Genomic DNA, 14540 nt, shown 5'->3' on the forward strand with positions numbered 1-14540 from the left:
GTGAACGGCATTATCATACGCATGCTGATAAACAAACGAAGAGATGACTACGATGGGCAAGATTCACAATTTTCGGAAATTGTTCGCGTCAATGTTGGGTAAGCAAATTACCGAAATTGAAATCGCTTCACCGCTAGACAAAGAAAACTTGCAGCAGTTGGTAACCGCCTTTGGTGGCAAAGAAAATATCGTCAGTCTGGATGCCTGCATCACCCGCCTGCGGGTCGAGGTTCACAGCCTACGGCTAGTTAACAGCGACAGCCTGCAAAAACTGGGCGCTATCGGCGTAATCATCGTCGGCCATCAGGTACAGGCCATCTTCGGCACCCAGTCAGATAACCTCCGCCGCGAACTGGCCGCATGGTTTGAGGATGATGGAGCAGAAGCGCGGTAGTGGTTTTAGGTAGTCACTTTTATGCCACTATTAGGGCAGTTTCGTGCGCGATAAATGTTGTGAATGTATGAGCACCTTGCCGTTATCCGGCGTAAAAATTATGCAGCGGTGAGCTTGACCGCCGAGTGAGCGACAGGACGTCGCGAAAACCAGTGCCGCGTCGGGAACGCGTCACTGGTGGCTCGATTAGCGGTCATGAACACCGATGGGACCGCGTCAGCGGCATAATTCCCGCCAAAAGCCGGGGTTCATAGGGGGCTGGCGTAGCCCCCTATGTCGGGCGCGTGCTACGAAGCAGCATGAAAATGACGGAATTATAGCGCACGAAACCATTTCCACATCTGCATGTCATTTCCACACCCGCATAAAGTGTAATGAAGAAACACCTGCGAAGAAGGCAGTTTCCTAATAACGACTCGCACGATCCAGCAACTCGATATCTTCTGCCGGCAGCACCAGCCGGGTCGCGCCCGCGAGTTCAGCGACCTGCTCCAGCGATGTCGCACTGGCGATCGGGGCGGTAATACTCGGACGGGCGATCAACCACGCCAGCGCAACCTGCGACGGCGTCGTCTGATGTGCATTCGCCACGCTATCCAATGCTTCCAAAATGGTGCGGCCGCGCTCGTTCAGGTATTTCTCCACCACGCCCTGTCCGCGTGCGCTTTTAGAGGCATCCTTCGGCTGACGATACTTGCCCGACAGAAACCCGCTAGCCAGCGAATAGTAGCTAATAACGCCAATCCCCTGCTCACGCACCAGCGGTTCTAGCGCAGCTTCATAGCCCTGCCGATCGTACAAATTGTATTCCGGTTGCAGCGTTTCATACCGCGCCAAATGGTTGGCTTTACTGACTTTCAGCGCCTCAGCCAGACGTGCTGCGTTGTAGTTGGACGCACCAATCGCGCGCACTTTGCCTTCTTTAATCAGTGCATCAAACGTCGCCAGCGTTTCTTCCAGCGGCGTTTCTTTGTCGTCAGCATGAGCCTGATAAAGATCGATATAATCAGTTTGCAAACGCTGCAATGAAGCCTCGACCGCCTGACGAATATAGCGGGGAGACAGCCCTTTCTTGCCATCGCCTAAATCCATACCCACTTTGGTGGCAAGAATGACCTTGTCACGCTGGCCGCTTTTTTTCAGCCAGTTACCAATGATGGTTTCAGATTCACCGCCCTGATTACCGGGAGCCCAGCGCGAATAAACATCGGCGGTATCAATGAAATTCAGCCCGTGCGCCAGCAGTGCATCCAGCAGGCTAAACGATGTCGACTGATCGACCGTCCAGCCAAAGACGTTGCCGCCGAACGAGAAAGGCGGCACCACGATTCCTGAACGTCCAAGCTCACGTGTGGTATTTGATACTGACATAATCACTCTCCTTTTGAATCATGCAGAAAACATCATGAAAAAACCCCGCCAGCCTGCAACGCAGAACATGGCGGTTCGTTTTCTATACCCTAAATAATTCAAGTTTCAGGCAGGCGGCAAGCGAGGGAGTCCCGATGAGCTTACTCAAGTAAGTGACTCGGGTGACTGAACGCAGCCAACGCACATGCAACTTGAAGGATGACGAGTATGTGTGGAATAAGAATAATGAATGAGTAGAAAAGTGCGAATAACGAGACATAGCATTTAGTTTAGGTAAAATCCCAAGGTATAATTGTTTTTTTTGCGTTCTTCCTCTCATTTTTAATGCACGCGTTACATAAAATGACGTGGAAAATTAGGCCTGCCTCATATTTGGAGCACACATGTCCCTGTCCCATATCGCGCAATTTATTCTGGCGCTGGTTGTTGTTGCGGCGCTGGCGCTACTCGTCTGCCGCGATCGTAAAAGCATTCGGATTCGTTTTATTATTCAGCTACTCGTCATCGAAATTCTGCTCGCTTACTTCTTCCTGTACTCGGACATTGGGTTAGGTGTCGTCAAATGGTTCGCAGCGGTATTCGACAAATTACTCGGATTTGCAGGTCAAGGGACGGACTTCGTATTCGGTGACATGGTTAACAGTGAGAAGAACCTGATTTCCTTCTTCTTTAAAGTACTCTGCCCTATCGTCTTCATTTCAGCGCTGATCGGTATCCTGCAACACATTAGAGTGCTGCCCATCATCATCCGCGCGATTGGTACGGTCCTGTCCAAAGTGAACGGCATGGGTAAACTGGAATCTTTTAACGCAGTCAGTTCACTGATTCTCGGCCAGTCCGAAAACTTCATTGCCTACAAAGACATTCTGGGCAAGATGTCTGAAAAACGCATGTACACCATGTCCGCGACCGCCATGTCGACTGTTTCGATGTCTATCGTCGGCGCGTACCTGTCCATGCTGGATGCCAAATTCGTGGTTGCTGCGTTGATTCTGAACATGTTCAGTACCTTCATCGTGCTGTCGCTGATTAACCCCTACAAAGTCGGTGAAGAGCCGGAATTGCAGTTGGGTACTCTGCATGAAAATCAGAGCTTCTTTGAAATGCTGGGCGAATACATTCTGGCAGGCTTCAAAGTGGCCGTTATCGTTGCCGCGATGCTGATCGGCTTCATTGCACTGATTGCCGCGGTCAACGCAGTTTTCAGCGCCATTTTTGGCATCAGCTTCCAGGAAGTCCTCGGCTACGCGTTCTATCCGTTCGCCTGGATCATGGGTATTCCGTCTCACGAAGCCCTTCAGGTTGGTAGCATCATGGCAACCAAACTGGTTTCTAACGAATTTGTGGCGATGCTGGAACTGCAAAAAGTGGCTGGCGAACTGTCTCCACGCAGCGTGGGTATCCTGTCTGTGTTCCTGGTGTCCTTCGCCAACTTCTCGTCCATCGGTATTATTGCCGGCGCGATTAAAGGCCTGAACGAACAACAGGGCAACGTGGTTTCCCGTTTCGGCCTGAAGCTGGTTTACGGTTCTACGCTGGTGAGCATCCTTTCCGCCGCTATCGCGGGTCTGGTGCTGTAATCCTTCATCACGTTATAACATTTTCATCTCTATCCGGCGGCCTTGTGCTGCCGGGTTCTTTTTCCTACAAACCCTGACATATCTTCCATAATTCCTTCATTTTTGTCCGGCATCCCTTGTTTAAACTAGTAAAATAAGGCCATTGGTCTACTAACGTGCTGGGTATGACAGCCAACGCACATGCTGCCTGAAGTATGCGGCTACGCCGTGCTTCCCGCGCAACCTGGAGAGAGTAATCCATCACTATGAATGCCAAACGTATCCGAGGCCTGCTGGTACTTGCCGCCGTTGTCGCTATTGCCGTACTGATCTGGCGCCATTTTACCCAGACGCCACCTGCCACCTCCGGTACGGGTGAGCAGCACGCCGCCCGTACGTCACATTCGGGAAGCAACAGCAGTGGCGGTGGACGCCGTGCTGCCATGCGCACGCTGGCCCCCGTGCAGGCTGCGCTGACGCAATCCGCTTCCGTGCCCTATTATCTGTCCGGTTTAGGCACCGTGACGGCGGCCAATACCGTGACGCTGCGCAGCCGGGTGAACGGTCAGTTGATGGCGTTGCATTTTCAGGAAGGGCAACAGGTTAAGGCTGGCGACTTATTGGCAGAAATCGACCCCCGTCCTTTTCAGGTTGAGCTGACGCAGGCACAGGGACAGTTGGCAAAAGATCAGGCCGCACTGGCTAACGCCCGACAGGATTTAGCGCGCTATCAGCAGTTGGTGAAAACCAACCTGATCTCCCGTCAGGAGCTGGATGCGCAGACCGCCGCCGTTCGTCAGGCGGAAGGGACGCTAAAAGCCGATGAAGGTGCCGTAGCCAGCGCACAGCTCCAGTTGGATTACAGCAAAATCACCGCCCCGATTGGTGGTCGAATCGGGTTAAAGCAGGTCGATGTGGGGAATTACATCACTAGCGGCGACACCAACGGCATTGTCGTGATTACGCAAACGTACCCTATCGATGTCGTCTTTACCGTGCCGGAAGCGGAAATCGCCACAATCCTGAGCGCGCAGAAATCAGGTCAGCCGCCCGTGGTAGAAGCCTGGGATCGCGCCAATCAGAAGATACTTTCGCAGGGCATCCTGCTGAGCATGGATAACCAGATCGACACCACCACAGGCACGATCAAGCTCAAGGCGCGTTTTGACAATCTGGATGATGCCCTGTTCCCGAACCAGTTCGTGAATATCCGTATGAAGGTCGACACGCTGAAAAACGCCGTCGTTGCGCCGTCTGCCGCCGTACAGATGGGCAATGAAGGCCGCTTCGTCTGGATTCTGAATGATAAAAATGAAGTGAGTAAGCGTCAGGTGACCACCAGTATTCAGTACGGCCAGTTGGTTGTAGTGACTGCCGGGCTGGACGCCAATGTTCAGGTCGTGACTGATGGTATCGACCGCCTGACCGAAGGGGCGAAAGTGGAAGTCGTGCCCTCAGCGCTGACGGAGAAAACGCCTGCCATCACTGGGGAGAAATCCTGATGCAGGATACCGTTCCAGCCAGCGGCGGTGGGCCGTCACGCCTGTTTATTCTGCGTCCGGTCGCCACGACGCTGCTGATGATCGCTATTTTGCTGGCCGGTATTATCGGCTATCGGGCGCTGCCAGTTTCCGCCCTGCCCGAAGTCGATTACCCGACGATTCAGGTTATTACCCTGTATCCCGGTGCCAGCCCCGACGTGGTAACGTCGGCGATTACCGCGCCGCTGGAGCGGCAGTTCGGCCAGATGTCCGGGCTGAAACAGATGTCGACGCAGAGCGCAGGCGGCGCATCCGTTATCACGCTTCAATTCCAGCTTGAGCTGTCGCTGGACGTCGCCGAACAGGATGTGCAGGCCGCCATCAATGCGGCCAGCAACCTGCTGCCTAACGATCTGCCCTACCCACCAACCTACAGCAAAGTGAATCCGGCAGATCCGCCGATTATGACGCTGGCCGTCACCTCCAGCGCCATGTCGATGACACAAGTTCAGGACATGGTAGACAACCGCATCGCACAGAAAATTTCGCAGGTAGCGGGCGTCGGACTGGTGTCGTTAGCCGGTGGGCAGCGTCCTGCCGTGCGGGTAAGGCTGAACGCGCCAGCACTGGCGGCGTACGGCTTGACCAGCGAAACGATCCGCACCGCGATTACTGCCGCCAACGTGAATTCCGCCAAGGGGAGTCTGGACGGTCCGACGCGCTCGGTCACGCTCTCCGCCAACGATCAGATGAAGTCCGTTGATGATTACCGCAAGCTGATTGTCGCGTGGAAGAATGGCGCACCAGTGCGGCTTCAGGATGTCGCGACGATTGAGCAGGCTGCCGAGAATATTCATCTCGGTGCCTGGGCGAATCGGCAGCAGGCGATCATTATCAACGTTCAGCGCCAGCCGGGTGCCAACGTCATCACAACGACAGACAGCATTAGTAAGATGCTGCCCGCGTTGAAAGCCAGCCTGCCGAATTCCGTCGAGGTCACCACGCTGACTGACCGTACCACCAGCATTCGCGCCTCGGTGAAAGACGTCCAGTTCGAGCTGCTGTTAGCTATCGCGCTGGTCGTGATGGTTATTTACCTGTTCTTGCGTAACGCCGTCGCCACGCTGATCCCCAGTATCGCCGTGCCGCTGTCGCTGATTGGCACCTTTGCCGCGATGTATTTCCTCGGTTTCTCCATCAACAACCTGACGCTCATGGCGCTGACCATCGCCACCGGTTTTGTGGTGGATGATGCCATCGTGGTGATTGAAAACATCGCCCGCTATATCGAAAAAGGGGAAAAGCCGCTTAACGCGGCGCTGAAAGGCGCGGGTGAAATCGGCTTCACCATTATCTCTCTGACCTTCTCGCTCATCGCCGTGCTGATCCCGCTGCTGTTTATGGGCGATATCGTTGGACGCCTCTTCCGCGAATTTGCCGTCACGCTGGCGGTGTCTATCCTGATTTCCGCCGTCGTGTCGCTCACGCTAACGCCCATGATGTGCGCGCGAATGCTGAGCCATCAGTCGCTGCGTAAACAGAATCGTTTTACCCGCGCCAGCGAACGTTTCTTCACTCGCCTGATTGATGCCTACGGCGTCTGGCTGCGCAAAGTGCTGAACCATCCGTGGCTGACGCTCAGCGTCGCGCTCGGTACGCTGCTGCTAACGGTTCTGCTCTATATCTGGATCCCGAAAGGCTTCTTCCCGATACAGGATAACGGCATCATTCAGGGCACAGTACAGGCACCGCAGACGGTCTCGTTCAGTAATATGGCCGACCGCCAGCAGCGCGTCGCCTCCATCATCATGAAAGATCCGGCGGTGGAGAGCGTGTCCTCGTTTATCGGCGTTGACGGCACGAATGCCGCGCTAAACAGCGGTCGACTGCAAATCAACCTGAAACCACTTAGTGAACGCAGCGAACGTATTCCAGAGATCATCAGTCGTTTGCAACAGCAAACGGCACAGATCCCCGGCATCCAGCTGTATCTGCAACCGGTGCAGGATCTCACCATCGACACCCAAATCAGCCGCACGCAGTACCAGTTTACGTTGCAGGCGATGTCGCTGGACGAGCTGAGCCAGTGGGTGCCCAAGCTGATGACCGAGCTGCAAAAGCTGCCGCAGTTAGAGGATGTCAGCAGCGATTGGCAAGACGGCGCGGCGGTCGCTTATGTCAACGTGAACCGCGACAGCGCCAGCCGTCTGGGCATCACGATGTCACAGGTCGACAGCGCGCTGTACAACGCCTTTGGTCAGCGTCTGGTTTCCACCATCTATACGCAGGCCAGCCAGTATCGCGTGGTGCTGGAGCACGATACGACGAACAACACCGGTCTGGACGCGCTGAACGACGTGCGCCTCATCAGCAGCGACGGCGGGACCATTCCGCTCAGCAGCATTGCCACCGTTGAAGAGCGTCAGGGGCCGCTGGCGATCAACCATATCGACCAGTTCCCATCGACGACGATCTCCTTCAACGTCGCGAAAGGCTATGCGCTAGGCGAAGCGGTTGATGCCATCACGCAAGCCGAGCAACAAATGAATCTGCCGGCGGATATCACCACCCGCTTTCAGGGCAGTACGCTGGCGTTCCAGTCGGCGCTGAGCAGCACCGTCTGGTTGATCGTGGCGGCAATTGTCGCGATGTACATTGTGCTCGGCGTGCTGTACGAAAGCTTTATTCATCCGATCACCATCTTGTCTACGCTGCCCACGGCGGGGGTCGGCGCGCTGCTGGCGCTAATGATGGCGGGGAATGAGCTGGATGTGATCGCCATTATTGGGATCATATTGCTCATCGGGATCGTGAAGAAAAACGCCATCATGATGATCGACTTCGCGCTGGCGGCGGAGCGAGAACAGGGCATGAAACCGTATGACGCGATTTATCAGGCCTGTCTGCTGCGTTTCCGGCCGATTCTGATGACCACGATGGCGGCGCTGCTGAGTGCGCTGCCGCTGATGCTGAGCACCGGCGTCGGCGCGGAGCTGCGCCAGCCGCTGGGGGTCTGTATGGTCGGCGGCCTGATCATGAGCCAAATCCTGACGCTGTTTACGACACCGGTGATCTACCTGCTGTTTGACCGTCTGGCGACGCGTTTCCGCCGTGCGCCGCGTCAGGAGGAAGAAACCGAGTGAAGTTCTTCGCCCTGTTCATCCACCGCCCCGTCGCCACCCTGCTGCTGACGCTGGCCATCGCGCTCTGTGGCGTACTGGGTTTCCGCCTGTTGCCAGTGTCACCGCTGCCGCAGGTGGATTTCCCGGTGATCTCGGTCAGCGCCTCGCTGCCCGGTGCCTCGCCGGAAACGATGGCTTCTGCCGTCGCCACGCCGCTGGAACGCGCACTCGGCAGGATCGCAGGCGTTAGCGAAATGACCTCCACCAGCTCGCTCGGCAGCACGCGCGTCATTCTGGTGTTTAACCTCGATCGCGATATCAACGGTGCCGCGCGTGATGTGCAGGCGGCCATTAACGCGGCACAAAACCTGTTACCGTCCGGTATGTCCAGCCGCCCGACCTACCGCAAAGTCAATCCGTCCGACGCCCCCGTCATGATTCTGACGCTGACCTCGGATACCTACAGTCAGGGGCAGCTATACGACTTTGCCTCGACCCAGCTGTCACAGAAAATCTCTCAAATGGAAGGCGTCGGCGATGTCTCCATCGGCGGGAGTTCGCTCCCTGCCGTACGCGTCGCGCTGAATCCGGTGGCGCTGTTTAATCAGGGCATTTCTCTTGATGAGGTACGGCAGGCTATTGCGCAGGCAAACGTGCGTCAGCCGCTGGGGAATGTGGAAAACAGCCAGAAAAGCTGGCAGATACAAACCAACGATGAGCTCAAAACCGCCGATGCCTACGCGCCGCTGATTATCCACTACAACAACGGCGCTGCCGTCCGCCTGAGCGACGTCGCCACCGTGGAAGATTCGGTGCAGAATTCCCGTAACGCGGGGATGGCGAACTCGAAGCCTGCGATTCTGGTGATGATTCGCCGCGCGCCGGATGCCAACATTATTACCACGGTAGACAATATCCGCGCCGCGATGCCGGAACTGCGTGCCAGCCTGCCTGCTGAAATACAGCTGGATGTCGCGCAGGATCGTTCGCCCACCATTCGCGCCTCGTTGGCGGAAGTCGAGCAGTCGCTGATTATCGCCGTCGCGCTGGTTATTCTGGTCGTCTTCCTGTTCCTGCGTTCCGGCCGAGCCACCGCTATTCCGGCACTGGCCGTACCGGTATCGCTGATCGGCACCTTTGCAGCGATGTACCTGTGCGGCTTTAGCCTGAATAACCTGTCGTTGATGGCGCTTACCATTGCCACTGGCTTCGTGGTGGATGACGCCATCGTGGTGCTGGAGAATATTTCCCGCCACATCGAAGCGGGCATGAAGCCGCTACAGGCGTCGCTTCAGGGCGTGCGCGAAGTGGGTTTCACCGTCTTATCCATGAGCCTGTCGCTGGTTGCGGTGTTCATCCCGCTGCTACTGATGGACGGCTTGCCGGGGCGGCTATTCCGTGAATTCGCCGTCACGCTGTCAGCGGCGATCATGATTTCACTACTGATCTCGCTCACGCTCACGCCGATGCTGTGCGCACGACTGCTGCGTGCCGTGCCCAAACGCAGCCAGCCGCGCACCCGTGGTTTTAATCGTGTATTGCTGGCGATGCAACAAGGCTATGGACGCTCGCTGAAGTGGGTGCTCAACCATGCACGCTGGGTGTTGCTGCTCCTGCTGGGCACCATCGCGCTCAACGTCTGGCTGTATATCAGCATTCCGAAGACCTTCTTCCCGGAACAGGATACGGGCCGGCTGATGGGCTTCATTCAGGCCGACCAGAGCATTTCTTTTCAGGCAATGACGGTGAAACTCCAGAACTTCATGACCATTGTCAGCAGCGACCCGGCGGTGGATAACGTGAACGGGTTTACCGGCGGATCGCGTACCAACAGCGGGTCGATGTTTATCTCGCTGAAGCCGTTGTCCGAGCGCGATGTGTCGGCACAGCAGGTGATCAGCCGCCTGCGCGTCAAGCTGGCAAAAGAACCCGGTGCCAACCTGTTTTTAATGCCGGTGCAGGATATCCGTATCGGCGGGCGGGAAGCGAGCGCCGGATACCAGTACACGCTGCTGTCTGACGATCTGAGCGAGCTGCGTACCTGGGAACCCAAGATTCGTGCTGCTTTCAGCAAACTGCCCGAGCTAGCCGACGTGAACTCCGATCAGCAGGATAAAGGCGCGGAAATGGCGCTCACCTACGATCGCGATGCGATGGCGCAGCTCGGCATCAGCGTCTCTGCCGCCAACGCGCTGCTCAATAACGCCTTCGGACAGCGTCAGATTTCGACCATTTACCAGCCGCTAAACCAATATAAGGTGGTGATGGAAGTGGACGACGCCTACACGCAGGACGTCAGTTCACTGGACAAGATGTTCGTGATCAATAACGAAGGTAAGCCCATTCCGCTCTCTTACTTCGCCAGTTGGAAGCCGATCAACGCCCCGCTGTCAGTGAATCATCAGGGGCTGTCGGCCGCCTCGACGATCTCTTTTAACCTGCCAGAGGGCACCGATCTTTCCAGCGCGACGGCAGCGATAGAAAGAGCCATGACGTCGCTGGGCGTGCCGTCAGCGGTACGCGGTCAGTTCTCCGGTACGGCACGGGCGTTCCAGCAGTCGCAGTCTTCCCAACTGTTACTGATTCTGGCAGCGATTATCACCGTGTATATCGTGCTGGGCGTGCTGTATGAGAGCTATGTGCACCCGCTGACGATTCTGTCTACCCTGCCCTCGGCGGGCGTGGGCGCGCTGCTGGCACTGGAGTGGTTCGGCGCACCGTTTAGTCTGGTCGCGCTGATTGGCATCATGCTGCTGATTGGGATCGTGAAGAAGAACGCGATCATGATGGTGGATTTCGCGCTGGTAGCACAGCGCAGCGGCGGGTTGAGTGCGCAGGACGCGATTTTCCAGGCCTGCCTGCTGCGTTTCCGCCCGATTATGATGACCACGCTGGCTGCGCTGTTTGGCGCACTGCCGCTGGTGCTGACCAGCGGCGACGGTGCGGAGTTGAGACAGCCGCTCGGCATCACGATTGTCGGCGGGCTGGTGATGAGCCAAATCCTCACGCTGTATACCACCCCGGTGGTGTATCTGTTTTTCGACAAGCTGAGGAATATTCGGCGCAAAGCCCCGGAGAAGGATTTGTCACTGTCGTGACTGAACATGAGTAACGGTAAAGATCTAATAACATGCTATTTCTGGGGAGGTTTCGTGCGCTTAACGTTCGCTGTTTTTCTAGTAGCGCCCCGAACGCGCCCGACCAAGGGCAGCTCAATTCCCGTCGCCCTTGGAACCCTGGCTTGTGGCGCTAAATTGTACCGCTACGCGGTGCCTTCACCGAAAGCCGTCTCTTTACGGGCCGCCAGTGACGCGCTCTCGGCGCGGCACTGTCTTTCGTGGCGTCCATGCCACTCACCCGTGAGCCAGCTTCCGTCTCAGTACAATTTTTTACGCCAGGAAAAAATGTTAAGCACACGAAGTGACAGAAAAGGAATATATAGCTCGCAACGTACTCCCACCTTGGCGTAAATGATGCTGAGGAGAAGATGATCTCTCGGATGAGCGGCAGGACGCCGCGAAAGCCGCTGCCGCGTCGGGAACGCGTCAGCGGCGGTCCGAACAAGAGAGCATTGACGACGAAGGAATCGCGAAGCGGCATCATTTCACGCCAAACAGCCTGGGTTCACAGGGCGGCGGCGACTGAGCGCCCCTGTGTCGTGCGCATACAGAAAGCATGCAGAGAAAAACAAATGTTAAGCGCACGAAACCTCTCCGAGATAATAATATTCGTGCTTTGAGAGCACCATGCGAAATGTGAGGACACCACCGACTATGCCCAATGTATTCAACAGTTCAGAGGGTCAAGGAATATGACCCAACCGGCTTCCATCCGCTGGCAGCTCTGGATTGTTGCCTTTGGCTTCTTTATGCAGACGCTGGATACCACCATCGTGAATACCGCGCTGCCTTCAATGGCCGCGAGTCTGAATGAAAGCCCGCTGCATATGCATTCGGTGATTGTTTCCTATGTGCTGACCGTTGCGGTGATGCTGCCTGCCAGCGGGTGGCTGGCGGATCGTATCGGCGTGAAGAACATCTTTTTCACTGCGATTCTGCTGTTTACGCTCGGGTCGCTGCTGTGCGCCCGTTCAGAAACGCTGAATGAACTACTGATTTCACGCGTCATTCAGGGTATTGGCGGCGCGATGATGGTGCCGGTTGGCAGGCTAACGGTGATGAAAATCGTCCCGCGCGATCAGTATATGGCGGCGATGACATTCGTGACGTTGCCCGGCCAGATTGGTCCATTAATGGGGCCAGCCCTCGGCGGCTTTCTGGTGGAATACGCCAGCTGGCACTGGATCTTCCTCATCAACCTGCCCGTTGGCCTTATCGGCGCGCTGGCCACCTGGTTCCTGATGCCCAATTACACCATGCGAACGCAGCGCTTTGACATCAGCGGCTTCCTCTGGCTTGCCGTCGGTATGGCTACGCTGACATTGGCGCTGGACGGTAACCGCAGTCTGGGCATTCCGCCGATTGCCATTTTTGCGTTAATAGCTGTCGGGCTGATCGCGCTATTAAGCTATTGGCTGCACGCTCGTCACAACAAACGGGCGCTGTTTAATCTGCATCTATTCGACACGCCGACCTTCTCCATCGGCCTGAGCGGTGGGCTATTGGCGCGTATCGGCAGCGGTATGTTACCGTTTATGACGCCACTGTTTTTACAGTTGGGAATGGGATTCTCTCCGTTCCACGCCGGGCTGATGATGGTGCCAATGGTGCTAGGCAGCATGGGAATGAAGCGGATCGTGGTGCAGGTCGTTAACCGACTCGGCTACCGCCGCGTGCTGATTGTCTCCACGCTGCTGCTGGCGCTGGTCACGGCGCTATTTGCTCTGGTCGCGCTGATGAAATGGATCTGGATGATCCCGATTGTGCTGTTCTTCCTCGGTACGGTAAACGCCGTTCGCTTCTCCACCATGAACACGCTGACACTGAAGGATCTGCCGGATACGCTCGCCAGCGGCGGCAATAGCCTGCTGTCGATGACGATGCAGCTGTCCACCAGCCTCGGCGTCAGCATCGCAGGCATTCTACTGGGCATGTTTTCCCAGCCGCACATAGCGACGGGCAACGGAGAAACTCACATGGTGTTTATTTACACCTATCTCAGCATGATCGTCATCATCGCCCTGCCCGTGTTGATTTTTAACCGCGTCCCGACGGACGGCGTCAAGCAGTCCACGCTGCCGCGCAAATCGTGAGGTTGTCATGAAATTTGGAATCACCGCCAAGCTGTTCCTCGCGATCTTCGCCACCTGTATGCTGGTGCTGATTACTATGCACTGGGGCGTGCGCGCCAGCTTCGAGCGCGGCTTTATCGACTACATTAAGCGCGGCAACGAACAGCGGGTCACGCAGCTGCGCGATGCGCTGGCAGAGCAATATCAGCTGCATGGCGACTGGTCATTCCTGCGCAACAATGAGCGTCTGGTGTTCAAGATGCTGCACTCGCTGGACCAGAACAACGACACCGACAACAGCATGCAGGGGCTGCGGGTGCGCCTCTGGGTGCTGGATACCAGTAAACGCAAGCTGTTCGGTTCTCCGGCACCGATCCCGAATGAAGGCACCTGGCAGCCGATTCAGGTACAAAACCAGACGGTCGGCTGGATTGTTGCCTCGCCTGTTGAACGCCTGACCCGCAACGCCGACATCAGTTTCGATCAGCAGCAGCAGCGCACCAGTTGGCTGATTGTCGCACTCTCGACGCTGCTCGCGATCATCGCCACCTGGCTGACCGCGCGCGGCCTGCTCGCCCCTGTCAAGCGGCTGGTCAGCGGCATGCACAGTTTGGCCTCGGGCGATTTCAGTACCCGCGTGACGGCAAGTTCGCACGATGAACTGGGCAGGCTGGCGCAGGATTTTAATCAGCTCGCCATCACGCTGGAAAAAAACGAGCAGTCTCGCCGCGCGTTTATGGCTGACGTCTCTCATGAACTGCGCACGCCGCTGGCGGTGCTGCGCGGCGAGCTGGAAGCCTTGCAGGACGGCGTGCGCAAGCCCGACTCGCATTCTCTGCATTCGCTCCAGTCTGAGGTCACGACGCTCACCAAACTGGTGGACGACCTGCATCAACTAACCCTGTCCGATCGTGGGGCGCTGGCCTACCGCAAGGCGTCTGTAGACGTGGTGCAAATTCTGCATATTACTATCGCCGCGTTTCATGAACGTTTCCAGAAAAAGCAGATTACGCTCACCACCGATTTACCCGCGCAGGCGGGCGTCTTTGGCGATCCCGACCGGCTAAGCCAGCTGTTTAACAATTTGCTGGAAAACAGCCTGCGCTACACTGATGAGCAAGGTCAGTTGACCATTACGGTTATTCAACAACATAAACGCTGGGCGATTATCTGGCAGGACAGCGCCCCCGGCGTGACCGACAAGCAGCTCACGCTGATTTTCGAGCGTTTTTACCGTGCGGAAAGTTCGCGCAACCGCGCCAGCGGCGGCGCTGGGCTGGGGTTGGCTATCTGCAATAATATCGTTGAGGCACATAGCGGACGGCTGTATGCTGAACATTCGCCATTAGGGGGAGTGATGATTACTATTGAGCTTCCCTTGCACGTACCTGATTAAGATCGACTCACAACACCGAAAATAAG

8 protein-coding genes are annotated in these 14540 nt (G+C 56.4%); 7 read left to right on the forward strand and 1 reads right to left on the reverse strand.

Features of this window, described 5'->3' with window-relative positions; genetic code table 11:
• Window positions 1–52: 52 nt before the first annotated feature.
• Complete coding sequence (locus LOZ86_RS14850) at window positions 53–394, forward strand: glucose PTS transporter subunit EIIB (RefSeq protein ID WP_010301002.1); 342 nt, start codon at window positions 53–55, stop codon at window positions 392–394.
• A 405-nt stretch (window positions 395–799) separates the two neighbouring features.
• On the opposite strand, the gene LOZ86_RS14855 is transcribed toward LOZ86_RS14850, so the two are convergent.
• Entirely contained in the window at window positions 800–1765 is a 966-nt protein-coding gene (locus LOZ86_RS14855) for an aldo/keto reductase (protein ID WP_161546871.1), read from the reverse strand.
• Between the two features lie 389 nt (window positions 1766–2154).
• Here LOZ86_RS14855 and LOZ86_RS14860 point away from each other — a divergent pair, with 389 nt between their 5' ends.
• From LOZ86_RS14860 to baeS, 6 genes are all read left to right on the forward strand, one after another.
• Window positions 2155–3345, forward strand: a complete 1191-nt coding sequence (locus tag LOZ86_RS14860) for a NupC/NupG family nucleoside CNT transporter (protein WP_039486498.1) — start codon at window positions 2155–2157, stop codon at window positions 3343–3345.
• A gap of 245 nt (window positions 3346–3590) precedes the next feature.
• Window positions 3591–4826 (forward strand): MdtA/MuxA family multidrug efflux RND transporter periplasmic adaptor subunit, encoded by a 1236-nt coding sequence (locus LOZ86_RS14865; protein ID WP_039486455.1) that lies wholly within the window; start codon window positions 3591–3593, stop codon window positions 4824–4826.
• Window positions 4826–7948, forward strand: coding sequence for an MdtB/MuxB family multidrug efflux RND transporter permease subunit (locus LOZ86_RS14870; RefSeq protein WP_161546870.1), 3123 nt, complete (start codon window positions 4826–4828; stop codon window positions 7946–7948). Before LOZ86_RS14865 ends, LOZ86_RS14870 begins: the two co-directional genes overlap by 1 nt.
• On the forward strand, window positions 7945–11025 hold the full coding sequence (gene mdtC, locus LOZ86_RS14875; protein WP_039486461.1) for a multidrug efflux RND transporter permease subunit MdtC: 3081 nt from the start codon (window positions 7945–7947) through the stop codon (window positions 11023–11025). The genes LOZ86_RS14870 and mdtC overlap by 4 nt, the downstream gene beginning before the upstream one ends.
• A 713-nt stretch (window positions 11026–11738) precedes the next feature.
• Window positions 11739–13139: an MFS transporter gene (gene mdtD, locus LOZ86_RS14880; RefSeq protein WP_039512897.1), complete on the forward strand. Its 1401-nt coding sequence runs from the start codon at window positions 11739–11741 to the stop codon at window positions 13137–13139.
• Window positions 13140–13146: 7 nt separating this feature from the next.
• Window positions 13147–14514: an envelope stress sensor histidine kinase BaeS gene (baeS, locus tag LOZ86_RS14885; RefSeq protein WP_039486466.1), complete on the forward strand. Its 1368-nt coding sequence runs from the start codon at window positions 13147–13149 to the stop codon at window positions 14512–14514.
• Window positions 14515–14540 lie beyond the last annotated feature (26 nt).

It is taken from the genome of Pectobacterium parvum (genome assembly GCF_020971565.1).
Lineage (GTDB): Bacteria > Pseudomonadota > Gammaproteobacteria > Enterobacterales > Enterobacteriaceae > Pectobacterium > Pectobacterium polare.